This window comes from Streptomyces sp. NPDC058812, assembly GCF_042744565.1.
Lineage (GTDB): Bacteria > Actinomycetota > Actinomycetes > Streptomycetales > Streptomycetaceae > Streptomyces > Streptomyces thinghirensis.
The window spans coordinates 165134-188799 of the sequence record NZ_JBHYOB010000005.1 but is presented as its reverse complement, the minus strand read 5'-3'; the positions used below and the strand labels follow the sequence as shown (position 1 = coordinate 188799).

Annotated in this window: 26 protein-coding genes and 2 pseudogenes; 18 read left to right on the top strand and 10 right to left on the bottom strand. The window is 70.6% G+C overall.

The window, feature by feature from the left end:
- The first annotated feature begins 224 nt into the window (after nucleotides 1-224).
- Nucleotides 225-1172 (top strand): methionyl-tRNA formyltransferase, encoded by a 948-nt coding sequence (locus ACFW48_RS12730; protein WP_386313491.1) that lies wholly within the window; start codon nucleotides 225-227, stop codon nucleotides 1170-1172.
- Between the two features lie 130 nt (nucleotides 1173-1302).
- Here the strand turns inward: ACFW48_RS12730 and ACFW48_RS12725 are convergent, their stop codons facing one another.
- From ACFW48_RS12725 to ACFW48_RS12715, 3 genes are all read right to left on the bottom strand, one after another.
- A complete protein-coding gene (locus ACFW48_RS12725; RefSeq protein ID WP_386313488.1) occupies nucleotides 1303-1545 on the bottom strand; it encodes a DUF5302 domain-containing protein in 243 nt (80 codons plus the stop codon).
- A 96-nt stretch (nucleotides 1546-1641) separates the two neighbouring features.
- The gene (locus ACFW48_RS12720) at nucleotides 1642-1902 is read right to left on the bottom strand and encodes a hypothetical protein (protein WP_386313485.1); all 261 of its coding nucleotides are present in this window, start codon (nucleotides 1900-1902) and stop codon (nucleotides 1642-1644) included.
- A gap of 60 nt (nucleotides 1903-1962) precedes the next feature.
- Nucleotides 1963-2856 (bottom strand): hypothetical protein, encoded by an 894-nt coding sequence (locus tag ACFW48_RS12715; protein WP_386313482.1) that lies wholly within the window; start codon nucleotides 2854-2856, stop codon nucleotides 1963-1965.
- 229 nt (nucleotides 2857-3085) lie between these two features.
- Here ACFW48_RS12715 and ACFW48_RS12710 point away from each other — a divergent pair, with 229 nt between their 5' ends.
- The 4 genes from ACFW48_RS12710 (at nucleotide 3086) to nadE (ending at nucleotide 6508) form a co-directional block, all read left to right on the top strand.
- Nucleotides 3086-3511, top strand: a complete 426-nt coding sequence (locus ACFW48_RS12710) for a PGPGW domain-containing protein (protein ID WP_386313480.1) — start codon at nucleotides 3086-3088, stop codon at nucleotides 3509-3511.
- Between the two features lie 157 nt (nucleotides 3512-3668).
- Nucleotides 3669-4037 (top strand): hypothetical protein, encoded by a 369-nt coding sequence (locus ACFW48_RS12705; RefSeq protein ID WP_386313477.1) that lies wholly within the window; start codon nucleotides 3669-3671, stop codon nucleotides 4035-4037.
- Nucleotides 4038-4182: 145 nt separating this feature from the next.
- Nucleotides 4183-5580, top strand: a complete 1398-nt coding sequence (locus ACFW48_RS12700; protein WP_386313475.1) for a DEAD/DEAH box helicase — start codon at nucleotides 4183-4185, stop codon at nucleotides 5578-5580.
- A gap of 85 nt (nucleotides 5581-5665) precedes the next feature.
- Entirely contained in the window at nucleotides 5666-6508 is an 843-nt protein-coding gene (nadE, locus tag ACFW48_RS12695) for an ammonia-dependent NAD(+) synthetase (protein WP_386313472.1), read from the top strand.
- A 71-nt stretch (nucleotides 6509-6579) separates the two neighbouring features.
- Here the strand turns inward: nadE and ACFW48_RS12690 are convergent, their stop codons facing one another.
- Nucleotides 6580-7518, bottom strand: a complete 939-nt coding sequence (locus ACFW48_RS12690) for an oxidoreductase (RefSeq protein ID WP_386313469.1) — start codon at nucleotides 7516-7518, stop codon at nucleotides 6580-6582.
- Nucleotides 7519-7595: 77 nt separating this feature from the next.
- Between ACFW48_RS12690 and ACFW48_RS12685 the strand changes: the two genes are divergently transcribed.
- The 4 genes from ACFW48_RS12685 to ACFW48_RS12670 all read left to right on the top strand — a co-directional run bounded on the left by ACFW48_RS12685 (nucleotide 7596) and on the right by ACFW48_RS12670 (nucleotide 11888).
- On the top strand, nucleotides 7596-8207 hold the full coding sequence (locus ACFW48_RS12685; RefSeq protein WP_386313467.1) for a TetR family transcriptional regulator: 612 nt from the start codon (nucleotides 7596-7598) through the stop codon (nucleotides 8205-8207).
- Nucleotides 8208-8326: 119 nt separating this feature from the next.
- Nucleotides 8327-9172: an MIP/aquaporin family protein gene (locus ACFW48_RS12680; RefSeq protein WP_386313463.1), complete on the top strand. Its 846-nt coding sequence runs from the start codon at nucleotides 8327-8329 to the stop codon at nucleotides 9170-9172.
- A 24-nt stretch (nucleotides 9173-9196) separates the two neighbouring features.
- Nucleotides 9197-10714 (top strand): glycerol kinase GlpK, encoded by a 1518-nt coding sequence (glpK, locus tag ACFW48_RS12675; protein WP_386313460.1) that lies wholly within the window; start codon nucleotides 9197-9199, stop codon nucleotides 10712-10714.
- Between the two features lie 82 nt (nucleotides 10715-10796).
- The gene (locus tag ACFW48_RS12670; protein WP_386313457.1) at nucleotides 10797-11888 is read left to right on the top strand and encodes an AI-2E family transporter; all 1092 of its coding nucleotides are present in this window, start codon (nucleotides 10797-10799) and stop codon (nucleotides 11886-11888) included.
- On the opposite strand, the gene ACFW48_RS12665 is transcribed toward ACFW48_RS12670, so the two are convergent.
- Nucleotides 11831-12829 (bottom strand): GlxA family transcriptional regulator, encoded by a 999-nt coding sequence (locus ACFW48_RS12665; RefSeq protein ID WP_386313454.1) that lies wholly within the window; start codon nucleotides 12827-12829, stop codon nucleotides 11831-11833. The genes ACFW48_RS12670 and ACFW48_RS12665 overlap by 58 nt on opposite strands.
- A gap of 196 nt (nucleotides 12830-13025) precedes the next feature.
- Between ACFW48_RS12665 and ACFW48_RS12660 the strand changes: the two genes are divergently transcribed.
- The 3 genes and pseudogenes from ACFW48_RS12660 to ACFW48_RS12650 form a co-directional block, all read left to right on the top strand.
- The gene (locus ACFW48_RS12660; protein WP_386313451.1) at nucleotides 13026-13457 is read left to right on the top strand and encodes a Rid family hydrolase; all 432 of its coding nucleotides are present in this window, start codon (nucleotides 13026-13028) and stop codon (nucleotides 13455-13457) included.
- A 70-nt stretch (nucleotides 13458-13527) separates the two neighbouring features.
- Nucleotides 13528-14181, top strand: a complete 654-nt coding sequence (locus ACFW48_RS12655; protein WP_386313450.1) for a maleylpyruvate isomerase N-terminal domain-containing protein — start codon at nucleotides 13528-13530, stop codon at nucleotides 14179-14181.
- 42 nt (nucleotides 14182-14223) lie between these two features.
- Nucleotides 14224-14406 (top strand): annotated as a pseudogene (locus ACFW48_RS12650) (FAD-dependent monooxygenase); the annotation flags it as partial.
- A gap of 92 nt (nucleotides 14407-14498) precedes the next feature.
- On the opposite strand, the gene ACFW48_RS12645 reads toward ACFW48_RS12650, so the two are convergent.
- Complete coding sequence (locus ACFW48_RS12645) at nucleotides 14499-14945, bottom strand: Lrp/AsnC family transcriptional regulator (protein ID WP_121745305.1); 447 nt, start codon at nucleotides 14943-14945, stop codon at nucleotides 14499-14501.
- A 76-nt stretch (nucleotides 14946-15021) separates the two neighbouring features.
- On the opposite strand from ACFW48_RS12645, the gene ACFW48_RS12640 reads away from it, so the two are divergent.
- Entirely contained in the window at nucleotides 15022-15930 is a 909-nt protein-coding gene (locus ACFW48_RS12640; RefSeq protein ID WP_386313448.1) for an SMP-30/gluconolactonase/LRE family protein, read from the top strand.
- Here the strand turns inward: ACFW48_RS12640 and ACFW48_RS12635 are convergent.
- Nucleotides 15927-16556 (bottom strand): DinB family protein, encoded by a 630-nt coding sequence (locus ACFW48_RS12635; protein WP_386313447.1) that lies wholly within the window; start codon nucleotides 16554-16556, stop codon nucleotides 15927-15929. The two genes, ACFW48_RS12640 and ACFW48_RS12635, sit on opposite strands and share 4 nt — an antisense overlap.
- Nucleotides 16557-16745: 189 nt before the next feature.
- Between ACFW48_RS12635 and ACFW48_RS12630 the strand changes: the two genes are divergently transcribed.
- Both ACFW48_RS12630 and ACFW48_RS12625 read left to right on the top strand, forming a co-directional pair.
- Nucleotides 16746-17561 carry an SAM-dependent methyltransferase gene (locus tag ACFW48_RS12630; protein WP_386313444.1) on the top strand — a complete coding sequence of 272 codons (816 nt, stop codon included), beginning with the start codon at nucleotides 16746-16748 and terminating at the stop codon, nucleotides 17559-17561.
- 91 nt (nucleotides 17562-17652) lie between these two features.
- Nucleotides 17653-18486, top strand: coding sequence for an alpha/beta fold hydrolase (locus ACFW48_RS12625; RefSeq protein ID WP_386313443.1), 834 nt, complete (start codon nucleotides 17653-17655; stop codon nucleotides 18484-18486).
- Between the two features lie 88 nt (nucleotides 18487-18574).
- Here the strand turns inward: ACFW48_RS12625 and ACFW48_RS12620 are convergent, their stop codons facing one another.
- Nucleotides 18575-18778 (bottom strand): cold-shock protein, encoded by a 204-nt coding sequence (locus ACFW48_RS12620; protein WP_028964611.1) that lies wholly within the window; start codon nucleotides 18776-18778, stop codon nucleotides 18575-18577.
- A gap of 231 nt (nucleotides 18779-19009) precedes the next feature.
- The gene (locus ACFW48_RS12615; RefSeq protein ID WP_386313440.1) at nucleotides 19010-19177 is read right to left on the bottom strand and encodes a hypothetical protein; all 168 of its coding nucleotides are present in this window, start codon (nucleotides 19175-19177) and stop codon (nucleotides 19010-19012) included.
- Between the two features lie 37 nt (nucleotides 19178-19214).
- Between ACFW48_RS12615 and ACFW48_RS12610 the strand changes: the two genes are divergently transcribed.
- From ACFW48_RS12610 to ACFW48_RS12600, 3 genes and pseudogenes are all read left to right on the top strand, one after another.
- Complete coding sequence (locus ACFW48_RS12610; protein WP_386313437.1) at nucleotides 19215-19382, top strand: hypothetical protein; 168 nt, start codon at nucleotides 19215-19217, stop codon at nucleotides 19380-19382.
- Between the two features lie 124 nt (nucleotides 19383-19506).
- Complete coding sequence (locus ACFW48_RS12605) at nucleotides 19507-20271, top strand: L,D-transpeptidase family protein (protein ID WP_386313435.1); 765 nt, start codon at nucleotides 19507-19509, stop codon at nucleotides 20269-20271.
- A 724-nt stretch (nucleotides 20272-20995) separates the two neighbouring features.
- Nucleotides 20996-22081, top strand: a pseudogene (locus tag ACFW48_RS12600) (GNAT family N-acetyltransferase).
- A gap of 80 nt (nucleotides 22082-22161) precedes the next feature.
- Here ACFW48_RS12600 and ACFW48_RS12595 read toward each other — a convergent pair.
- Nucleotides 22162-23586 (bottom strand): Gfo/Idh/MocA family protein, encoded by a 1425-nt coding sequence (locus ACFW48_RS12595; protein WP_386313433.1) that lies wholly within the window; start codon nucleotides 23584-23586, stop codon nucleotides 22162-22164.
- Nucleotides 23587-23666 lie beyond the last annotated feature (80 nt).

Sequence of the window (23666 nt, the reverse complement as noted above, 5' to 3'; positions counted from 1 at the left end):
CGTGCGGGACAGTCACCTGTCGGGCGTGGGGGATTGCCGAAATGGGACATGCCGACGGAGCCACCGCCGGAAACTTAGGTGAGCCTAAGCTAATGCCGTGCAGCTGTCGATAGGGCGGCCCGGCGGGCGGGTTGGTCAACTGGGGTGCGTCGCACAGCCGTTGCGGACCAAGGTAAGGCTTGCTTTACTTGCCCGGGCCATCCCCTGTCTTGAGGAGGAACCACATGCGGGTCGTCATGTTCGGTTACCAGACCTGGGGGCACCGCACCCTCCAAGCCCTCCTGGACTCCGAACACGACGTGGTGCTGGTCGTGACGCACCCCAAGAGCGAGCACGCCTACGAGAAGATCTGGAGCGACTCCGTCGCCGACCTCGCCGAGGAGCACGGCGTGCCGGTACTCATCCGCAACCGCCCTGACGACGACGAGCTGTTCGAACGCCTCAAGGAGGCCGACCCGGACGTCATCGTGGCCAACAACTGGCGGACGTGGATACCCCCGCGTATCTTCGGCCTCCCGCGCCACGGCACGCTCAACGTCCACGACTCACTGCTGCCGAAGTACGCCGGCTTCTCCCCGCTGATCTGGGCCCTGATCAACGGGGAGACCGAAGTGGGCGTCACCGCGCACATGATGGACGAGGAACTGGACGCCGGCGACATCGTCCGGCAGGAGGCGGTGCCGGTCGGACCGGCGGACACCGCCACCGACCTCTTCCACAAGACGGTCGACCTCATCGCTCCGGTCACCATCGGCGCTCTCGGCCTCATCGCCGCGGGCCAGACGGAGTTCACCAAGCAGGACCGGTCCCGGGCGAGCTTCTTCCACAAGCGCTCCGTCGAGGACATCCGCATCGACTGGTCCTGGCCGGCCGAGGACCTGGAGCGACTGGTGCGCGCCCAGTCCGACCCCTACCCCAGCGCCTTCACCTTCCACAGGGGCAGGCGCCTCGAGGTCCTCGCCGCCGTCGTGTCCCAGGGCCGCTACGGCGGTACGCCCGGCCGCGTCTTCTACCGCGAGGGCGACGGCGTGGTGATCGTCGCCGGAGCCGACGCGCGCACCGGCCGCAACCGGGGCCTCGCCATCACGCGTGTACGCACGGAGGACGGACAGGAGTTGTCCGCGACGGAGTACTTCACCTCCATGGGCGGTTACTTGACCAGCCGGCCCTGACGGTACCCCGCCCTTGGGGCAGGCGTGTGATCACGTCGGCCTCGACCCTGCTCGCGGCCTCTCCGGTCGGTGCCGAGGCCCCGGCCGGAGAGACGCGGTCTTGCCGGCCGCCAAGCGGCCGGCCGGGCGATCAGCCGCCGCTCTTGCGCCGGAACGACCGCTGACTCGCAGCGGGACCATGCGCGCCGCGGATCTTCGACGCGTCGGTGTGCCCGGCGAGGGCCGCGGCCTCGGCCTGCTTGCCGCGCTTGCGTGCCAGAGCTTCCCGGAACTTGCCCTTCAGGTCGTACTCGCCGTTCTCGTCGGGCGCAACGGAAGGGCTCTCGTCGTCAGCCGACTCCGAACCTGCTTGCGATGAAGACTCTGCAGTCATGATGACCTCCTGGGTTCGGACAACAGGACCACAGCTTGTCATGCCGACCACCGCCCGGGGTACCGTCCACATCGGTCGGCAGTGCCTGAGCAGCCCTCAGCCACGCAGCTCTCCGAGACGCTGGAGGCCGCCCCGAACGGATTCCCCTTCGTCTTCCCCTTCGTCAGCGTCGAGTGGGACCGCGGCGGCGTCGGCGAGCGCGGTCGTCGCGGTCTCTTCGTCGCCGAGACGCCCGGCGCCGTCCGCTCGCAGCACGAGGAGGCGGAACGGTTGCACCGGCGTGGGCCGCTCCCCGGGAGGCGAAGCACGCGGGCGCCCGCTCGCGCGCTCGAACATGCCCGGCGCCTCGGGCAGCACGCTCAGGGTGTTCGTACAGATCAGGCGGCGGCGGCCGAGCCGCCACCGCCGTCTCCGGACTCAGGGAGAGGTGAATTTCAGTACGGCACCGTCCTCGTTCTGCGCGACGACGGTCACAGTGAGGTCGTCGCCGAACTCGGCCACGCCGCCCGAACCGCCCAACTGCATCACGGTGTCGGCCGTGCGGAAGGTGACGGAGTCGTCGCCCGCGGTGACATGGACGCCGAGCCCGTTCGCCGTGATGTCCACCGCAGAGGTCACCAGGACCTCGCACTCCCCGTCCGAGCAGGCGCCGGTGTTCCTGCCGTCCGCCGCCTTGGGCAGCGGACCGGAGGAGGCGGGCGCGGGCGTGGCCGGGTCCTCCGGGGGCTTCCAGCCGGGGGCGCACTGCTCGGCGCGCCGGTGCGCGGCCGCCAGCCGCGGGTCCTTCTTCGCCAGCGCGGGCAGATCCGGTTCGGGTGGAGTGAGGGACTGGACGAGTCCGTCGACGTCCGCGGCACTGCCCTCGGCGTCGTCGAAGGCCGCGCTCGGGGACACCTTGTCGAGTTCGGGCACGACGCCGTTCAGCTTCTTCAGCCAGGCGTCGCGCAGCCGGTCGGCCGCGGGAACGCCGGACGGCCCCAGGTCCTCCAGGTCGCGCTCCACGTCCTCCACCCCCATCGGGGTGCGGGAGAGGTAACTGACGGCGAGGAACTCGGCAGACGGGCCGGCCTTGTCGGGCTTCCGGATCTCCGCCAGGTCCGCCGCGCTGTCCTTTCGGACGGTCCGGAGCGCGGTCGTCGACGCGCACATGCCGCCGATCCACTCCACCAGTTCCTCGGACGGTGGCCGTGCCGGTGCGGGTGCGGCCGGCCCCTTGCCAGAATCGTCGGCCTTCTCGTCCGCGCCGCCTCCGCAGCCGCCGACGGCGAGCAGCCCGGCGGCCGCCACGGCGACGCCCTGCCTCTTGTACATGCGATGACCTTTCCCCATGCCGCGGTCCGCCCCTTACTCCGCGTGACCGGCGTGCGCACCGTGGGTCCAGTCCAGTGCGGCCCGGATTGTTCAGCCACCCGGTCGGCAGCGGTGAACAACTCAGCGGTGAACAACACCCGGCGGGATCGCCCGCGCCACGATGACTGCCTATGGTTGGGCGGGCCGAAGGGAACCGGAGTTCTTGCCGACCGCGGAAAGGCGGGGCGACATGGCGCGCAGTGTCGAATCGATCCGGCGAGCCGCCCTGGGCACCCTCGGCGCCGCGCTGGTCCTGGTCGGCGTCGCCCTGCTGGTACTGCCCGGGCCGGGCCTGCTGCTCGTGTTCGCCGGGGTGGTGCTGCTGGCGCGTGCCGTCCCGGCACTGGACCGGTTCGTGGCCCCCGTCCGCGAGCAGGCGATGCGTGCGGCCGAGGAGAGCGTCTCCTCACCCTGGCGTATCGCCGGCTCGGTCCTGGCGGGACTCTTCCTCGTCGGTGCGGGCGTGGTCTGGGGACTCGTCCCCCAGGTGCCGTACTCCGGATGGGCCACCGGGGCGAGCTTGATCATCTCCGGCTTCATTCTGTTCGCCCTGCTCATCTGGAGCCACCGCCGCGTTCAAGCGGCGCGTCACCGCTCACCGTCGACTTCGGGATGACCCCGGGCGTCGCAGCCCTTGACGGAACAGGCCCTGACCCCACAGCCGACATCGCCGGCTCCCCCGCTCCCGCCCTCTCGGTCGGGCCGGTCGTCCTGCCGGTCCTCACTCGAACCACCTCTCCTCACTGAACGGCTACGCTCCCCTCGCCAACGACATGACGCGCGTTCTCGACCAGCTCGACGTGCTGGAAGCCGCCGTCCCGCACGCAGCTCCTCGGACGCCTGGACCGCGGCAGGGTCGCCGTGGCGTTCGTGGGCCGGAGTGGCACACCGATCCGTACTTCCTGTCCCCCGGCCCCAAGTCGCTGCGCACCCTGTTCGACGCGGAGCACGGGCTCGGCGGGGTCGCCGGCTACGACGTCGCCGAGACCACCGACGAGGATCCCGAGCGGGTGTCAGCGGTCCAGCGGCTCACCTGGGCCTATCTGCGCAGCGAGCGGTATCCCGGGGATTCCGCCTGGCAGGCGGCGCGTGACGAGCTGACGACCGGACCCGGCCCGCTCGGACGGGTCGAAACCAAGTAGGCGGGCGCGGCACCGGGGCAGGCCCGGACCGCCGGGCCTCCGGGTGCCCGCTGGTAAACTGGGGCCACGCTTTGAGGCGCCCGGGTCCGTACCGAGGGGTACGGACCCGGTCGCGTTCCGGGCGCCTGATCAGGAAGGTCCCCCCATGAACGCGAAGCCGTCGTCGGCCACCGGAGCCCCCCGGGCCGGCGAGCCCCAGCGAACGACAGCGCCACCGGAGTCGGCGGACCAGCCGCCGGTCGCGTCTTTCGACGCGCTCGGTCTTCCGCCGGCGCTGCTGAAGACGATGACCGGCCTGGGGGTGACCGAGCCCTTCCCGATCCAGGCGGCGACCCTGCCCGACGCGCTGGCCGGCCGCGACGTCCTCGGCCGCGCGCGGACCGGCTCCGGCAAGACGCTGGCCTTCGGCCTGGCCCTGCTCGTCCGGACCGCGGGCCTGCGGGCGGAGTCGAAGCGTCCGCTCGCGCTGGTCCTCGTGTCGACGCGGGAACTCGCACAGCAGGTGAGCGACGCGCTCACCCCGTACGCGCAGGCGCTGGACGTACGACTGGCGACGGTGGTCGGCGGGCTGGCGATCAACCGGCAGGCGGCGCAGCTGCGCGGCGGCGCCGAGGTGGTCGTCGCGACACCGGGGCGGCTGGCCGACCTGGTGTCCCGTCGTGACTGCCACCTGAACGACGTGCGGATCACGGTGCTGGACGAGGCGGACCAGATGTGTGACCTGGGCTTCCTGCCCCAGGTCTCGGGGATCCTGGACCAGGTGCCCGCCGACGGGCAGCGGCTGCTGTTCTCCGCCACGCTCGACCGCGACGTCGACCAGCTGGTGCGGAGCCACCTGCACGATCCGGTTCACGCATCGGTCGACCCGGCGTCGGCCTCGGTCACCACGATGGAACACCACGTACTGACCATCCACCCCGCCGACAAGTACGCGACCGCGACCGAGATCGCCGCACGCGACGGCCGGGTGCTGATGTTCCTGGACACCAAGGCCGGGGTCGACCGGTTCACCCGTCACCTGCGGGCCAGCGGCGTCCGGGCCGCCGCCCTGCACAGCGGGAAGTCCCAGCCACAGCGCACGCACACGCTCGCCCAGTTCGTGGAGGGCCGGGTCACCGTGCTGGTGGCCACCAACGTCGCGGCGCGGGGCATCCACGTCGACGCCCTCGACCTCGTCGTCAATGTCGATCCGCCGGCCGACGCCAAGGACTACCTGCACCGCGGCGGGCGTACGGCGCGCGCCGGACAGTCCGGAAGCGTGGTCACCCTGGTCACCCCCGACCAGCGGCGCGAGGTGAACCGGATGATGTCCGACGCCGGAATCCGGCCGACCGTCACCCCGGTGCGCTCCGGCGAACAGAAGCTGACCACCATCACCGGTGCCAAACGCCCGCCGACCGGGCCGCAGACCAGCGGCGGCAACGCTCCCTTCCGCGGCCTCGGCGCCCGTTCGGGCCGCCCCGCGAAGGAGTCCCGCAAGACCGCCGAGGCCCGCAAGGCCGCGGAAGCCCGTGCGGCGGCGCGGGTACGCAGGGGCCGCTGACCCGGGGCCGGACCGGCCGGAGGGGATGTGCGCCCCCTGGGTAGGGTGGCTGAGAAGCCCCCAGGGAATCGAACGAGGAGCGGAATTGAGCGAGCCGGCGTCCATCACTCTGCAACTGGAGATCGCCCGGGAACTGGAGGTCGCGGAGACCTTCGACGCCGAACAGGAGATCGAACGCCGGGTGGCCTTCCTTACCGAGCGGCTGACCTCCACCGGTCTGCGCACGCTCGTGCTCGGCATCAGCGGCGGTGTCGACTCGACCACCGCGGGCAGGCTGTGCCAGCTCGCCGTCGAACGGGCGCGGGCCGAGGGACACGAGGCGGGCTTCTACGCGATGCGGCTGCCTCACGGGGTCCAGGCCGACGAGCACGATGCCCAGCTCGCGCTCTCCTTCATCAAGGCCGACCACGTGCTGACGGTGGACATCAAGCCGGCGAGCGACGCCGCGCTCGAGGCGCTGGTCGCCGGTGGTGTGACCTTCCGCGACGCCCGGCACCAGGACTTCGTGCAAGGCAACGTCAAGGCCAGGCAGCGCATGATCGCCCAGTACGCCGTGGCCGGCGCGCACGACGGACTGGTCGTCGGCACCGACCACGCGGCCGAGGCCGTCTCCGGCTTCTTCACCAAGTTCGGCGACGGGGCCGCCGACCTGGTCCCGCTGACCGGCCTGACCAAGCGTCGCGTGCGCGCCGTCGCGGACGCGCTGGGCGCGCCCGCTGAGCTGGTGCAGAAGGTCCCGACGGCCGACCTGGAGACCCTCGACCCCGGCAAGGCCGACGAGGAGGCGCTCGGAGTCACGTACGAGGACATCGACGACTTCCTGGAGGGCAAGCCGGTGGACGAGCAGGCCTTCGAGAAGATCGTCACCCGCTACCGGCTGACCGACCACAAGCGCCGGCTGCCCATCGGTCCGCCCTCGCGCCGGTGACGAAGACGTGCGTCGCACAGCCTGCACGGGCCGCAGCGGGGGCGGTCGTCCGACCGAACGGGACGGCGGGTTCAGTCGGGCACGGTCCGGAGCGGGAAGCGCACATCGGTCAGCCGCTCCGACAACTCCCACAGGCGCCGGCCGGTCTCGGCGTCCGCCGCCGCGGGTGACAGCCCTACCCGCGCCGGTCCGCCGCGCAGCTCCGCCAGGCCGTCCGGCCCGATGAACTCCCCGCCCTGCGCACTCGGGTCGGTCGCCGCGTACAGCTGCGGCAGCGCGCCCCGGCCCGGGGGCTGGGCGAGCGGGATGAGAATGCGGCCGAACAGCATCCTCACCATGCCGGTCGGCGCACTCGTCTGAAGGTTGGTGGCGGTGTAGCCGGGATGCGCGAGCAGGCTGCGCACCGGGCTGCCGGCCTCGGTCAGCCGTCGGTGGAGTTCCCGTCCGAAAACCGCGTTGGCGAACTTGGACTGGTTGTAGAAGGCCATGGGTGAGTAGTGGCGCTCGCCGGCGAGGTCGTCGAAGAAGAGCCGTCCCTGCCGGTGGTTGGTCGAAGTCGTCGTGACCACACGGGGCTCGTCCCCCGCGGCCAGCAGGTCGAGCAGCAGTCCGGTGAGCGCGAAGTGGCCGAGGTGGTTGCAGGCGAACTGCATCTCGTGTCCCTGCGCGCTCAGGCGTCGAGGCGGCGCCATGATGCCGGCGTTGTTGACGAGCACGTCGAACCGTGGGAGGTCGGCGTGCACCTGGCGGGCGAAGGACCGGACCGAGTCGAGATCGGCCAGGTCGAGCCGGCGCACTTCAAGGCGGGCGTCCGGTTGCTCGGCGGTGATCTCCGCGACCGCCCGCCTGCCCTTCTCCTCGTCACGTACCGCGAGGATCACGTGCCCGCCCCTGCGGACGAGCGCCCGGGTGGTCGCCAGGCCGAGGCCGCTGTTGGCTCCGGTGACGACGAACACCCGCTTGGTCTGGTCCGGAATCCGCTCGGCAGTCCAATGCTGCTGCTGGGTCATGCGACACAGACTGTCGTCTGTGTCACCAAGTGTCAATACGCCTCTTGGTGCCATGAAAGGCATTGAGTTACCATGACATGGTGAGCACTCGCCCCGAAGGCAGCCTGGCCCAGCGCAAACGTCAACTCGTCTCGGACGAACTGACCGAAGCAGCCCTGCAGTTGCTGGCGTCGAAGGGTTTCGACGCGGTCACCATCGACGAGATCGCGACCTCCGCCGGAGTGTCCAAGCGAACGTTCTTCCGGTACTTCGCGTCCAAGGAGGACGTGGTCGTTCAGTTCCTGACCGACATGGGCGCCGGCATGCGCACGGAGCTGGCGTCCCGCCCCGGCGGGGAACCGCCCTCCGCGGCGCTGCGAAACGCCGTCTCGGTTCCCATCGCGGACTGCGCCGACCACTCCGACAGGGCGCTGCGGGTAGTTCAGCTGATCCTGCGCACTCCCGCCCTGCACGCCCGCTTCCTGGAGCGTCAGGAGCAGTGGCGTGACGACCTGACGGCGGAGCTGGCGCGTCGCCCGGGACTCCCCCCCGGCACCGATCTCCACCCGCAACTGGCCGCCGGGATGGCACTGACCGCGTTCAACACCGTGCTCCGGCGCTGGAGCGACAGCGACGGTGCCGAGGACCCCCTCGAACTGACCGACCGCGCCTTCGCCGTGATCGCCCCGGCCCTGGACCACGCCGGCTGACGGCGAACGTTCGGGCAGACGGTCGTACTCTATGTGCGACTTGCCGCTCACGACCCTAATCTTCCGAATGAGAGGCTCGGACAGTCGAGGCCGGTTCAGCCGGCGGAAGGTGAGCTTCCATGGCTGAACGGCTCAAAAGGTCCGGCTTGATCGGTGAACTGTCGGCCGAATTCGCCGGCACGATGGTCCTCATCCTCTTCGGCTGCGGCGTGGTGGCCCAAGTGACCGCGGGCGGCGCCCTCACGGATCCGGAAGGTGGCCTCGGGGACCACGACAGCATCTCCTGGGCGTGGGGTCTCGGCGTCACCCTGGGCGTCTACGTGGCGGCCAGGCTGAGCGGCGCCCACATCAACCCCGCGGTGACCGTCGCGCTCGCGGCGTTCAAGGGGTTTCCGTGGCGCAAGGTGGCGCCCTACGCGCTGGCCCAGACGGCCGGTGCCTTCGTCGCCGCTCTCCTCGTCCGCTGGAACTACACCGAAGCGCTGGCGAAGGCCGACCCCGGTCACACCATCAAGACGCAGACCGTGTTCTCCACGCTGCCCGCCAACGGCAACACCGCTCTCCCGGTCCACGAGTGGGGTGCCTTCCGCGACCAGGTCATCGGCACCGCCATCCTGCTGCTGCTCATCATGGCCATCACGGACATGCTGAACACACCGCCGGGCGCGAACCTGGCCCCGTTCGTCATCGGCCTGGTCGTGGTCGCGATCGGAATGGCCTTCGGCACCAACGCGGGCTACGCCATCAACCCCGCCCGTGACTTCGGCCCCCGGCTGGCCAGCTTCCTCACCGGATACGGCGGAGCATGGCGGGATCAGTACGGGAACCTCTACTTCTGGGTGCCCATCCTCGGCCCGCTGATCGGTGGCGTGCTCGGTGCGGGTCTGTACAAGGTTCTCATCGGCCGGTTCCTGCCCGCGGCGGAGCCGGAGCCCACGGGGCGCGTACCGGCGCCGGAAGACTGACACCGGCCGGAGAGGCGGCACAGCATGGCGGACTTCATCGGCGCGGTGGACCAGGGGACCACCAGTACCCGATTCATGGTCTTCGACCACGGCGGCAACGAGGTGGCGAAGCACCAACTGGAACACGAACAGATCCTCCCCCGCTCCGGATGGGTGGAACACGACCCGGTGGAGATCTGGGAGCGCACCAACTCGGTGATGCAGAACGCCCTGCGCCACAGCGGACTCTCGGGAACCGACCTGGCCGCCATCGGCATCACCAACCAGCGGGAGACCACCGTGGTCTGGGACCGGCGCAACGGCCGCCCCTACTACAACGCCATCGTGTGGCAGGACACCCGCACCGACGCCATCGCCGCGGACCTCGACCGTTCGGGCCGGGGTGACGTCATCCGCCGCAAGGCCGGACTGCCGCCGGCGACCTACTTCTCCGCCGGAAAGATCCAGTGGATCCTGGAGAACGTCGACGGCGTCCGCGAAGCGGCGGAAGCGGGGCACGCCCTCTTCGGCAACACGGACGCCTGGGTCCTGTGGAACCTGACCGGCGGCCCCGACAGCGGCATCCACGCCACCGACGTGACCAACGCGAGCCGGACCATGCTGATGGACCTGGAGACGCTCGACTGGGACGACGAACTGCTGGGCTTCTTCGGCATCCCCCGGTCGATGCTCCCCACCATCAACGCCTCGTCGCACGCGGAGGCGTACGGAGCGGCCCGGACCTCCCGGCCGTTGCGCGCCGCCATTCCCATCGGCGGGGTCCTGGGCGACCAGCAGGCGGCCACCGTCGGACAGGTCTGCTTCGCGCCCGGCGAGGCCAAGAACACCTACGGCACCGGCAACTTCCTGGTGCTCAACACCGGCACGGAACTGGTCCGCTCCCAGCACGGCCTCCTCACCACCGTGGCCTACCAGTTCGGCGACAGCCCGGTGGTCTACGCGCTCGAGGGCTCCATCGCCGTGACGGGGTCCGCCGTGCAGTGGCTGCGCGACCAGATGAAGATCATCAAGACGGCGGCCGAGAGCGAGGAGCTCGCCCGTACCGTCGACGACAACGGCGGCATGTACTTCGTCCCCGCCTTCTCGGGCCTGTTCGCCCCCTACTGGCGTTCCGACGCCCGGGGGGCGATCGTCGGCCTCGCCCGGTACAACGACAACGCGCACCTGGCCCGGGCGACCCTGGAAGCCATCTGCTACCAGAGCCGCGACGTCGTCGAAGCCATGGAACAGGACTCCGGTGTCCACCTAGACGTGCTCAAGGTCGACGGGGGTGTGACCGCCAACGACCTCTGCATGCAGATCCAGGCAGACGTCCTCGGCGTACCGGTCAGCCGTCCCGTCGTCGCGGAGACCACCGCACTCGGCGCGGCGTACGCGGCGGGACTGGCCACGGGGTTCTGGCGGGACACCGATGAACTGCGCACCCACTGGCACGAGTCCAGGCGCTGGGAACCGCAGTGGCCGCAGGACCGGCGCGCGCAAGGGTACGCCGGATGGAAGGCGGCGGTGGAGCGCACGCTCGACTGGGTCAACGTTTCCTGAACCGGCTTTCGCCCTTGAAGGAAGGACCTTGAAGGAAGGACTCGGGCGCGGAGGGCAACAGGCGTCGCCATAAGGTGATCCCATGTCTGCCAGATTGAGTTCCGCGAGGACCCGCGCCGCGCTCCGCACCACCGCGCGCACCTCTGCCGAGTTGCTGCTGATACTTGTCATGCTCGCGGTGGTCCTGTGGCTCCTCGGCCGCATGTGGTCGGTCGTGTGGCCGCTGATAGTCGGTCTGCTCCTGACCACGTTGACCTGGCCCTCGGCCCGTTTCCTGCGGCGGCACGGGTGGCGTCCCGCGTTGGCCGCGGCGGTGGTGACCGTGGGGTTCCTCCTGGCCGTCACGGGCATCGTGGCGCTGATCGCGGTGCCGATGTCCTCCGAGACCGACGAGTTGACCGCCGGCGTGGTGGAAGGCATCGACCGGCTGCGCGACTGGGCCGCGGGGCCGCCGCTGAACATCGACGACGGCCAGATCACCAGTGCGCTCGACTCCGCGATGGCGCGCGTCCAGGACAGCATCGGCAGCGTGGTCAACACGGTGGCCACCGGCCTGAGCACCGTGGTCAACGGCCTCATCACCGCGATCCTGGGCGTCTTCCTGATGTTCTTCTTCCTCAAGGACGGGCCGCGGTTCCTGCCGTGGCTCGCCCGCCAGTTGCCCGGCCGGCTCGCCACCGATGTCCCGACCGTCGCGCTGCGCAGCTGGGAGACCCTGGGTTCCTTCGTCCGCTCGCAGGCACTCGTGGGGCTGCTCGACGCCGTCTTCATCGGCCTCGGACTGTGGATCCTGGGCGTGCCACTCGTACTGCCCCTGGCGGTGCTGACGTTCGTGTCCGCGTTCGTGCCCATCGTGGGTGCCCTGTTCGCGGGCTTCGTCGCGGTACTCATCGCCCTGGTGTCGAACGGCCTGACGGACGCACTGATCGTGCTGGCGATCATCGTCGTGGTGCAGCAGTTGGAGGGCAACGTGTTCCAGCCCATCATCCAGAGCCGCGGACTCGGTCTGCACGCGGCGGTGATCCTGCTGGCGGTGACACTCGGCGGCAGCCTGGCCGGGATCGTCGGCAGTCTGCTCGCCGTGCCGGTCGCCGCGCTGATCGCGGTGGTCTGGAACTACGTCCGCGAGCAGCTCAGCGACCCGCCGGAGGAACCCGCGCCCGCCGACGCCTGAGAGGCGGGTCGGTCCACACCACCGGCCGGCGCCGTCTCCGCGCGGTGCGCTTTCCGGTAGGCGGTCGGGGCCGGCCCCACCTCTCTGCGGAAGATGGCCCGGAAATTGGCGGACGTACCGAACCCGGTCTCCGCGGCGATCCTCTCGACCGACCAGTCGGAGGTCTCGAGGAGTCGGCGCGCACGGAGGAGTCTCTGCCGGGCGACCCATTGCATGGGAGGCATTCCAGTCTCACCCACGAAACGCCGGATGAAGGTCCTCCGCGACAGCAGGCTGTGGTCCGCCATCCGCTGCACGGTGATCGACGACCCGATGTTCTCGACCGCCCATTCCCGAGTCGCGCGCAGACTGTCCCGAGGAGGGGCTGGCCCGTCCCTGTACTGCGGCTCGTCCGCGCCACGGACGGAGGAGAAGACCACGTCCTTCGCCACACCGTCCGCGGCCGTGGTCCCGAAATCCGCTTGGACGACATGGAGACACGCGTCGATTCCCGCGCCCGCGCCCGCGGACGTGAGAATCGACCCGTCCTCGACGAACAGTCGATTCTCCACGACGTCGATTTCGGGGTACGCCACTCGAAGTTCGTCCGTGTGGCGCCAATGAGTCGTAGCCGCCTTTCCCTTCAGTATTCCGGCGGCGGCGAGAGCGAATACACCGGTGCAGACGGCGACGACACGAGCACCTCGCTCGGCGGCCGTCCGCAGCACTTCCAGGTATTCCTCCGGGACCGGGCGAAGTGGGTCCTCGTAGCCTGGAACGACGACGATATCGGCGTATTCGGTCTCAGCCGGCGAGTGAGTCGGGCGAACTTCCGCGGTCGCATCGTGGCCTCCGCAGACGAGTACGCGATAACCCGGGTGCCGGCCGAATACATGCGCCGCGATGCTGACGTCCAGCGCATAGGACCGCGGCACCGCGAGGATCGCGACGACCGTGTGCACACCTTCGGATCGCAATGACGCCCCCTCCCTCCCCTGCTTCTCATCCAGCTTACGTCCACGGCCGTTCGGCCTGGTTCGGGGTCCTGGCACGATCCTTGCCGTAAGTGGCACGACCGAGTCTGGTTCGGTCGGGCCCGGTTCTCCTACGGTTTCGGCAGTCTCACTCTTCGACCCGCTTTTGATGATGGGAGTGCCCATGAGCAACGCACGTCAGGTGGAAAACTTCGGAGTCCCCTGGGAGAGGGATTACGGATACGTTCAGGCGGTCAAGCGCGGCGACACCATTCACCTCTCCGGACAGGTCGCGCACGACGGGACGGATCTCATCGCCCCCGCTCCGGTGGATGACTCCGGGCTGGTCACCGACTTCTCCCGCACGGGCGAACAGTTGCGCCAATGCTATGCCAACGCGGCAGTGCTGCTCGAGCGGTTCGGCGCGTCGATGAACGACGTCGTCGAAGAGGTCATCTACGCGATCGATGTCGACGCGGCCGACGCCGCGGCGGGGCCGGTGCGCAAGGAAGCCTACGGCCGACCGGACCCACAGGTGACCAGCACGATGATCGGCACCCCGCGGCTGGCCTTCCGTGAACTGCTGGTCGAGGTCAGCTTCGTGGCCCGGGTCTGAGTACCGCGGCGCGATCTCGGGCGAACGAAGTCGGTCGCAGCCGAACGGTCGGCCCTTCCAGCTTGCGGCCGTGGATCTCTTCTCCAGCTCCTGGACGGCGTTGCGCACCGCGGTCGCCGAAGTCCCCGACGAGGACTTCGCGCGGCCGTCCGGCTGCACCGGCTGGCTCGTACGCGACCTGGTGTGCCACCTGATCATCGACGCCCAGGACGTCCTGATCACCCTCGCCACCCCCGCCGCCACGGAACCGACCCGGGACGCGGTGACCTACTGGAACATCGTCGAAGCCCCGACCGGCGACGACCCGCTCGACGCGCTGATCGTCCGCCTGGCCGCGGCGTACGAGGAGCCGTGGCTGCTCAGGTTCCATCTGGACGACGTGGGTTCCGCCGCCGGTCGCGCCGCCGGACTCGCGGATCCCGCGGCCCGGGTCGGCACCCGCGACGAGGTGCTCACCGCGGGCGACTACCTCTCCGCGTACGTCCTGGAATGGACACTGCACCACCTCGACCCGATCGCCCACCTCCCGGACCCGGTGGAACCGCCCGCCGAAGGGCTCGCCCGGTCGCGCGAGCTGCTGGAGAAGATCGTCGGCGTGACGTTTGCCCCGTCGTTCACCGACAAGGACGCGTTGCTGATCGGCACCGGCCGGCGCGTTCCGACCGAAGCGGAGGCGGCGGCACTGGGGGAGCCGGCCGCAGGACTCCCCTTCGCGCTCGGCTGACCGGAAGTCCCGGCTCTCCGGAGGCCGTGGGAGCGCGCGGCCGGCCCCGGCGCGGCCGCCGAACCGTGCCGGCGCGGAGTGCGCTGCCGGATCGTCGACCGGCTGCCGGCCCGCCTCCCGTACGCGAGGGCCGCAGGTGTCCAGCCACGCACTCTTGAGATCTGGGACCGCATGGGCCTGGCACCGGCCGTGCCGGAGGCCGCCGCCGTGCCGCGTGGTCAGCTGGCCTCACCCATCGTGCCGGAGGCCCTGGCCGACTGGCTCGGGGCGCTTTCCGCGGCGTCGGCGCGGCCCCGTGAGCGGGCGCGCACAGGTCTCTAACCGGCGTCCAACGGCCGTTCGAAGAACGTCTCCAGGACCACCGTCGCCTGGGTCCCGCTGACCCCGTCGATCGCGTAGAGGCGACGCAGCACGTCCTGGAGCCGTTCGGTGGTGGCCGTGCGTACCTTGACCAGGACGGCCGCGCTGCCGGCGATGACGTGCGCCTCCTGGATCTCCGGCACGGCGGCGAAGTCCTCGGCCCGGTCCCCCATCCACGCCGTGGAGTCCACCAGCACGAAGGCGAGGACGCCGCGGTCGAGCGCCTCGGGGTCGACGTCGACCGTGGTGGCCCTGATGACGCCCTGTTCGCGCAGCTTGCGGACGCGCTCGTGGGCGGCGCCCGCCGACAGGCCGACCTCCTTGCCCAGAGCGGCGTACGGCCGGGTGGCGTTCCGCTGGAGCAACGCGATCAGCCGACGGTCAATCTCATCTACCGACTTCATGTATGAACAGTATCTGATTCGGTAATAGCCATGTTAGGTTGAATGAAATCCTGATCATTTCCGCTGAGAGGACACCATGTCCACCGACGGCCCGTACGAGATCCTGGACGACCGCTTCCGCACCGGACGCTGCGCGAACGGCGACAGCAGGCTGGAGGTCCTGCACGACGGCTGCCGCTGGGCCGAGGGCCCGCTGTACCTCCCCGCCTGGCGCCAGCTGGTTTGGAGCGACATCCCCAACGACCGCATCATGCGCTGGGACGAGGCCACTGGCACGGTCGGCGTCTTCCGCACTGCGGCCGGCCACAGCAACGGGAACACCCTCGACCGTCAGGGCCGCCTGGTCACCTGCGAGCAGGGCAACCGCCGCGTCACGCGCACCGAACCCGACGGCACCGTGACCGTCCTCGCCGACCGCTACGACGGCAAGCGGCTCAACAGCCCGAACGACTCCGTCGTACGCTCCGACGGCACGGTCTGGTTCTCCGACCCGGACTTCGGCATCACCAGCGACTACGAGGGCCACCGCGCCGAGTCCGAGATCGGCGCGTGCAACGTGTACCGGATCGACCCGGTGTCCGGTGACGTGCGGCTCGCCGCCGACGGTTTCGAGGGGCCCAACGGCGTCATCCTGTCCCCGGACGAGAAGCGGCTGTTCGTCTCCGACTCCCGGGCCGCCCGGATCCACGCGTTCGACATCCGCGAGGACGGCACACTCTCCGACGGGAAGGTCTTCGCCGAGGCCCGCGGGGACGTGCACTTCGACAACATCCGCTTCGACGACGAGGGCCGCCTGTGGGCCGCCGCGCTGGACGACGGTGTCCACTGCTACGACCCCGACGGCACCCTCATCGGCCGGCTGCGCGTGCCCGAGCCCGTCTCCAACATCGCCTTCGGCGGCCCGAAGAACAACCGCCTGTTCATCACGGCCACCACGTCCCTGTACTCACTGATGATGTCGGTGACGGGCGCGCCGCGCCTCTAGGGGGTGCCGGACGACGTTCCGGCACGGTACAGGTCGCGCAACAGGCCGATCTCGGCTCCGTGGTGCAGTACCTCCTGGTTGACCCACCAGACGATGTCGATGAAGGGGTCCTCGGCGTCACTGCCGTGGGGGTACGTGCACCGGCCGACGGTGTCCAGCGCGGCGTCGTCGATGTTCAGCAGCGCGTTCCGCCAGGCCTTCGCGCCCGTGTCGAAGGCCGCGACCGCTTCCGCCGCGCCTCCACTGACGGCATGGTCGTCGCGGGTGAGCCTGTGGGTGCCCACCGTGTGATCGGCCCGCAGGAAGAGCATCTCGCTGAGGTGGCTCAGCCGCCACGCGAGGGTCGTGAAGGGCGGCGGTGAGGGATGCGGGTGGGGCGCGGTGTCCCTGCCCCAGTCACCGGCGCCGGCCAGAGAGGTCGCGTGCCGTCCCGGACCGTCCGCCCGCCGCCGGACCGACCAGCAGTCCGGCACCGGCTCCCAGAAGTACTCCTCGTCCGTCAGGGGGCCCACCCCGGTCCGCGAACCGTCCCCGCTGTCCATGACCGGCCCGGCCATGCGGCCGGTGAGGCGCTCGCACGCCCAGTCGAACTGTTCCAGCAACGGAACCAGACGAGACGGTGTCATCGGACACTCCTGACACGAGCGGGACGAGCCCCGGGGGGACGACGGTCTACCGACCGGCCACCCTGGCACAACCGCCGGCATTCCGCGCCCCGTTTTCCGCCGGGCTCCGAACCGGTGTACAGGAGAAGGCCGTTGCGACGTAGGTTGTGGTCAAGCACCCACGCCTCGGCTGAAAGACGGACCGTACCCATGAGCGACCCTGTGACGACACCCGGCAACGCAGCGCACCAGAAGATCGACACCTCGGTGCCGCACTCGGCCCGGATCTGGAACTACTGGCTGGGCGGAAAGGACAACTACCCGGTCGACGAGGAGGCCGGCGACGCGTACACCGCCGTCTTCCCCGGCATCGTCACCATCGCCCGCAGCAGCCGCGCCTTCCTGCGCCGGAACATCACGTACCTGGTCGCCGAGGCGGGTGTCCGGCAGTTCCTCGACATCGGGACCGGTCTGCCGACCGCCGACAACACCCATGAGGTCGCACAACGCATCGCCCCCGAGACCCGGATCGTCTACGTCGACAACGATCCGATGGTGCTCGCCCACGCCCGCGCGCTGCTCTACTCCACCCCCGAGGGGGCGACCGCCTACATCGACTCCGACGTGCTCGACCCCGACAGCGTTCTGCGGGACGCCGCCAAGACGCTGGACTTCGACCGGCCCATCGCCCTCATCCTCAGCAACATCCTGGGGCACGTGGCGGACTACGACCAGGCCCGTTCCATCGTCACCCGGCTGATGGACGCGCTTCCGTCCGGCAGCTACCTCTCCGTCAACGATGGCTCGCGGGGCATCGATCCGGAATTCGACCGGGCCCAGGACGCCTACAACGAGAGCGGCGCCGCTCCCTACGTGCTGCGCACCGTCGATCAGATCACGGCGTTCTTCGACGGCCTGGAACTCGTGGAGCCCGGGGTCGTCCCGGTCACCCGCTGGCGTCCGGAAGCCGGCTCCGCGGCCCCGGAGCTCATCGGCGAACACGGCGGCCTCGCCCGCAAGCCCTGACACCCGTCCGCGGTCCCCCCCTGAAAGGATCGGGGCCGGTGCGCCGCCGCGCACCGGCGCTCGACCGACGCCACCGAGAGGAGCGGTACCCATGGCCGAATGGCCGTTGCCCGAGACGTTCCCCAGCGCTTCCGGGACCGTCCGCTGGAACCGGCTGGGCGGAGCGGACCGGCCGCCGCTGGTCCTGCTGCACGGCACGCCGTTCTCCTCGTACGTCTGGCGTGCGGTGGCCCGTTCGCTGGCGCGTGACCATCAGGTGTTCGTCTGGGACATGCCCGGTTACGGGATGTCGGAGAAGTCCGCGGGCCAGGACGTGTCCCTCGCCGCCCAGGGCCGGGTCTTCACCGAGCTGCTGGACCACTGGGGCCTGGAGGATCCTCTTGTGGTCGCCCACGACTTCGGCGGCGCCGTCGCCCTGCGGGCCCACCTGCTGCACGGCGTCGGCTACCGGGCCCTCGCCCTGGTCGATCCGGTCGCGCTGGCGCCCTGGGGGTCGCCGTTCTTCCGGCTGGTCCGCGACCACGCGGAGGTCTTCGAGGAGCTGCCGCCGGCGCTCCATCGGGCTCTCGTCCGTGAGTACGTCGGTTCCGCCAGCGGCCCTGGGCTGCATCCCACGGTGCTGGACCGGCTCGTCGAGCCCTGGCTCGGCGAGTCGGGGCAGCCTGCCTTCTACCGGCAGATCGCCCAGGCCGACCAGTGCTACACCGACGAGATCCAGGACCGATACTCCGGGATCGGTGTCCCGACGCTGATCTGCTGGGGCGAGGACGACGCGTGGATTCCCGTGGCGAAGGGACGCGAACTCGCCGCCACCGTCCCCGGCGCCCGATGGGAGCCGATCGCCCACGCGGGCCATCTCGTCCAGGAGGACGCGCCCTCCGAGCTGACGGCCGCGCTGCTCGCCTTCCTGCGGCACCTGCACTGAGGGCCGCGGCGCGAGGGGCGCCGCAACGGGCACGGTGCCGGGAACCGATCGGTTCCCCACACCGTGCCCGTGTTCGGCGCTCTCCCGGTCAGGCGGGGGTGATGTTCTCCGCCTGCGGGCCCTTCTGGCCCTGGGTGATGTCGAAGGTGACGGCCTGGCCTTCCTGCAGCTCGCGGTAGCCGGAGGCGTTGATGTTGGAGTAGTGCGCGAAGACGTCGGGACCGCCGCCGTCCTGCGCGATGAAGCCGAAGCCCTTTTCAGAGTTGAACCACTTGACGGTTCCGCTGGCCATGCCTTTGCCTTTCAGCCGATATCGGATCCGCACCGTGCGAACCCGGAGGTGGTCGTCCTGGTCCTCCGGCATTGCACAGCAAACCGCCCGCACTCCGGCGCGGGCGGTCTGGGCGAACCACGACATCTGCTACTGACGCTACACGGCATGTCCGAGCCCCACCAGTGAGTAAGGGGTGTGAGCGGCAACGATGTTGCGAGCCGGGGCCCGTGACGGCGTGCCGGAGTGTCGTCACATTCCGGTCATCAGCCGCGCATGGCACAGGAGTCGTTCCTCGACCTGCTCCGCGGGGGCGGCGAGACGGAACTCGCCGCTGTCCGCGCCCTCGTCGAGGACACGCCGGTACAGGTCCGTCTGCTGGGCGACGAAGGTCCGCTGCCGGGCGCGGCCCGTCCTCACCCACGTCGTCCTGCCGGTCCTCGGCGCCGCCGCCGACGTGTACCTGCTGACCAAGCCGGACCGCGCCGCCGTACTGCTCGGCAGCGCGTGGCTCGTCCTCGGCATCGCTTCTCTGGGCGTACTCACCCGCGGGTTCCGGCGGGAGCTTCCCGTTCTGCGCCTGGAGGCCAAGGAGCAGGCAGCCGCGGCGGCCGCGCCGCAGTGATCCGTGGGGGCGGCCGCGTCCTCACTTCCCTGCGCCAAACGGGGGAGACGGCGAGGCGGCCGCACAACCCGGTTCCGTAAGTGGTCTAGCAATGAGTAGTCCACACACGGAGTCGGAGATCGATATGACCGTCAGGAAAGCGCTGGCCCTGGTGATCGGCGCTGTCATGTGCACCGGCGTGCTGGGGACCGGTTGCGCCCAGCAGCAGTCGGGCGCCTCCTCCCAGGACGCGCAGACGCCCGGCAGATCCGCGTCACAGCCGGCCTCCCCGCGGCCCGCTCCCCCGCGCTCCTTTCCACGCCCTCTTCCCGGGCTCGGACCGGCGATGCGGGCCCGGGTCCCCGACGCCTCCCGGCAGGCGCTGGTGGTCACGGGCGCCACGGAGAGTTCGTACGAGGCGCAGACGGTGCTCTACGAGCGGTACCCCGCACAGGGCTGGCGCGCCGTGGCCGGTCCCTGGCCCGCCCACAACGGTCTGCGCGGCTGGACCGACGACCACGAGGCGGGCGACCTGCACACACCCATCGGCGTTTTCCGGCTCAGTGACGCCGGGGGCCGGCTGCCCGACCCGGGGAGCCGGCTCCCCTACGACCAGGATCCCGAGTTCGCCGTGTCGGGCACCGGGCATCTGGGCGAACCGCTGGAGGGTTCCTTCGACTACGTGATCGCCATCGACTACAACCGGGTGCCCGGCACCACCCCGCTGGACAAGACACGCCCGCTGGGAGAGGACAAGGGCGGCGGCGTCTGGATCCACGTGGACCACGACGGGCCGACCAACGCCTGCGTGTCCTTGAGCGAGGAGCACATGCGCGCGTTGCTCAACGCCCTGGACCCGGACAAGGAGCCGGTCGTCGTCATGGGCCCCGAGTCGGTCCTGACGCGGTAGCGCGGCCCCGGCGGGCGTCCACCCGCCGTGGACGCCCGGTGCGAAGCGGCAACAGAGCACTGCGTCCCCCGAGCCCGGCCAGGCGTACCGGTTCGTGTCACGCGGGCTTGACTGAGCGGTTCACGCTCGGCCTACTGGAGGCACGACTGGGCGAATTCGGGGGACTGGTCCAGTGCCGGCCCGTATGCCAGCCCCCGACCGGGACGCAGGTCAGGAGTGCGACAGTGCGGCGTCGATGGGCAGCGGCGGCAGTTCTGCTGGCATGGGCGCTGCTGCATCTCGTCGCCCCTCGGCCGCCTGGGCCCGCGGAGCCGGGTCCGGCCCGGGACTCCGCGGGGGTATCGGCAGCGGTGACGGTGGCAGTGACGGTCGAAGAGGCCGGGGAGCCGGGCCCGTGCGAAGAGGACCCCGTGCTCCGCCATGTCGCCGTCCGGTCGCCGAGGGCCGCGGAAGCGGTCGGGGCCGACGACGGCGCCGTCGTCTGCGCCCCGGCGCCGGACTGCGCCGCGTGGCCGGGCGGCACGGACCTTGGCCCGAGGGGACCGGCGGGCGGGCCGGGAGCGGGCGGGGGTGCCCGCGGCGCACCCGAGCTGCAGACGTTTCGCTGCTGAGCAACGCAGTACCGACAAGGCCTGCGCCGCGCGGCCTGAGTACTGCCCGCCGAGACGCGGTGTCCAGCAGGCCTTCGTGTGTCCGGAGTTCCGATGACGCAGGAGGCAGGCGAATGTCCGATAAGCGCATAGACGTGGTCGGGCCGGCAGAGCTCGGCGTGGACGACCGGAAGATCTGGCGGGAGATCAGGGCCGCCTCCGGAGCCCCGGCGAATCCGTTCCTGGACCCGGCGTTCACCGCGGCGGTCGGACTGGTCAGGCCGCGGGCCGGGGTCGCGGTGCTGCGGGAGGACGGGTTCCCGGTCGGTTACTTTCCGTACGAGCGGGGCTTCGCCGGTCGCGGGCGGGCCATCGGACTCGGAGTCTCGGACAGTCAGGGCGCCGTCCTGCGCGACGGCATCCATCTCGACGCCCGGGCACTGCTGCGGGCCTGTGCCCTCTCGTCCTGGGAGTTCGACAATCTCGAGGCCGGATAGGACCTGTTCCTGCCCCACGCGGCCGAGGAACTGGCTTCCCCCGTCGTCGACCTCGGTGACGGATTCGAGCGGTACACGGAGAGCCTGCGCGGGAACTCGCCGGGTTTCCTCAAACAGACCCTCGCCAAAGAGCGGAAACTCGCCCGTCAGGTCGGTGAGGTGCGCTTCGTGTACGACGACCCGGACCCCGGGGCGTTACGGGCGCTCATGCGGTGGAAGTCCGCCCAGTACCGGCGGACGGGCCGACGGGACCGGTTCGCGCAGGCGTGGATCATCCGGCTGGTGGATTTGCTCGCCCGGAGCGACGACCCCGAGTGCCGAGGAGTGCTGTCCGTGCTCTACGCCGCCGGCCGGCCCGTGGCCGCCCACTTCGGGCTGCGTTCGCCCACGGTCCTGTCCTGGTGGTTCCCGGCGTACGACCGCACCTACGGCAAGTACTCCCCCGGGCTCCTGCTGTTGTCGCGGATGCTGGAGGCGGCCGCCGCCGACGGGATCGAGCTGGTCGACCTGGGCAGCGGGCCGGCGCGCTACAAGGAGTCGTTCAAGACGCGTGACCTGAGAGTGCACGCCGGCGCCGTGGTACGCCCGGGGCCGGGCGGTGCCCCCTACCGGCTGGGGCGGGAGCCGGTGCGAGCCGCCCGCCGATTCGTACACAACCGGCCGGGGCTGGCCCGCACCGCATCCCGGACGCTGGAAGAGCTGGGGCGGTTGCGGGAGCGTTGACACCGCGTCGGCCGGCGCACGTCGGGACGTCCCGCCACGGCTCGCGGTGCCGTGGCGGGACGGTGCCGTCCGTCTTCCGCTCAGCCGACGGGCGGCATCTCGGTGGGCGTCGAGTCGAGTCCGGGCCTGCGCTCACGCCAGGCACCACGGGTGAAGTCGGGGATCTCGACGGGACGGCCGCCCCTGGCCAGCGACGTGACGCTCAGGGGGACGGGCGCGCACCAGGCGGCCGAGTCGTAGACGTCGATGTCCGGCACCAGCCCCGCCCGCATCAGCTGGACGGTGCGCCACTGCAGGACGTAGTCCATGCCGCCGTGGCCGCCGTTGTTGGCGGCGTCGTCGCCGACCTTCTGCCACAGCCAGTGGTCGTACTCCTTGCGGTAGCCCTCGAAATCGCGCCAGGAGTGGCCGCTGTGGTCCGGTTCGACGTAGATCCGGGCACCGGTCGGGGAGGGCCCCGCGTAGTCCTCGACGATCCCGCGGCTGCCGGCGAGGGTGTTGATCCGGCTGTACGGCCGGGGTGAACTCACGTCGTGCTCCGCCCGGATCGTCCTGCCCTTCTCCGTTTCGATCATGCAGGTGACCAGGTCACCGTTGATGTAGGTCTCTTTCCAGGAGGGGTGGCCCCTCGGCACGAAGCGCGCGCGGTAGTCGGCCAGCCCCTTCGGGGCGGTCGCGGTGGCGCGCAGCGTGGCCATGCGGTCGCCGCGGTTGATGTCCATGGCCGCCGCGATCGGGGCCAGCCCGTGCATGGGGTAGAAGGAGGCCGTGCTGCGGGTGTGCCAGAGCCGCCGCCAGGAGTCGGTGTAGTAGGTGTCGGAGAAGAGGAGTTCGCGCAGGTCGTGCAGGTAGCCGCCGTGGCCGTTGGTGATGTCCCCGAACAGGCCGTCGTGCGCTCCCCTGAGCATGGCCAGTTCGTTGCGGCCGTAGCTGCAGTTCTCGGACAGGAGCAGGTGCCTGCGGGTGCGCTCGGAGGTGTCGACGAGGTCCCACAGCTGACGCAGTTCCGTCGCGATGGGCAGCTCCACCAGGGCGTGCTTGCCGCTGAGCAGCGCCGCCCTGCCGTGTTCGTAGTGGAACTCCCACGGTGTGGCGATGTACACCAGGTCGATGTCGTCCCGCCGGAGCATCCGGGCGTAGGAGTCGGCGGAGCCGCCGTACTCGGCGGGGCGTGGATTGCCCTTGCTCTCCAGGCGGTCCGCGGCGCGTTTCGCACGGTCGGCGCGGATGTCGCAGACGGCGGTCACGGTGCAGCCGGGGACGGCCGCCCAGCCGGTGATCATGCCGCCGCCCCGGTTGCCGAGGCCGATGACACCGACGCGGACGGTTCTGCGGGCGTCGAAGGGCACCCCGATCATCGACTTCTGGCCGGGCCTGCGACGGGGCGCCGGTTCGGCCGCCGCCGACGCGGACGGGGTGGACCCGGTCATCCCGGCCGCGACCGCAGTGGTGGCGACGGCCGAGCCCAGAAGCAGTCGGCGTGAGACAGCGGGCGTTTCGGACATGACGGCAACACTCCTCGTGGGCGGTCGGCATCACGGGCGGGGCGCGGTCGGGCGTTGTCGAGCACGGTGAAGCGCGGTGG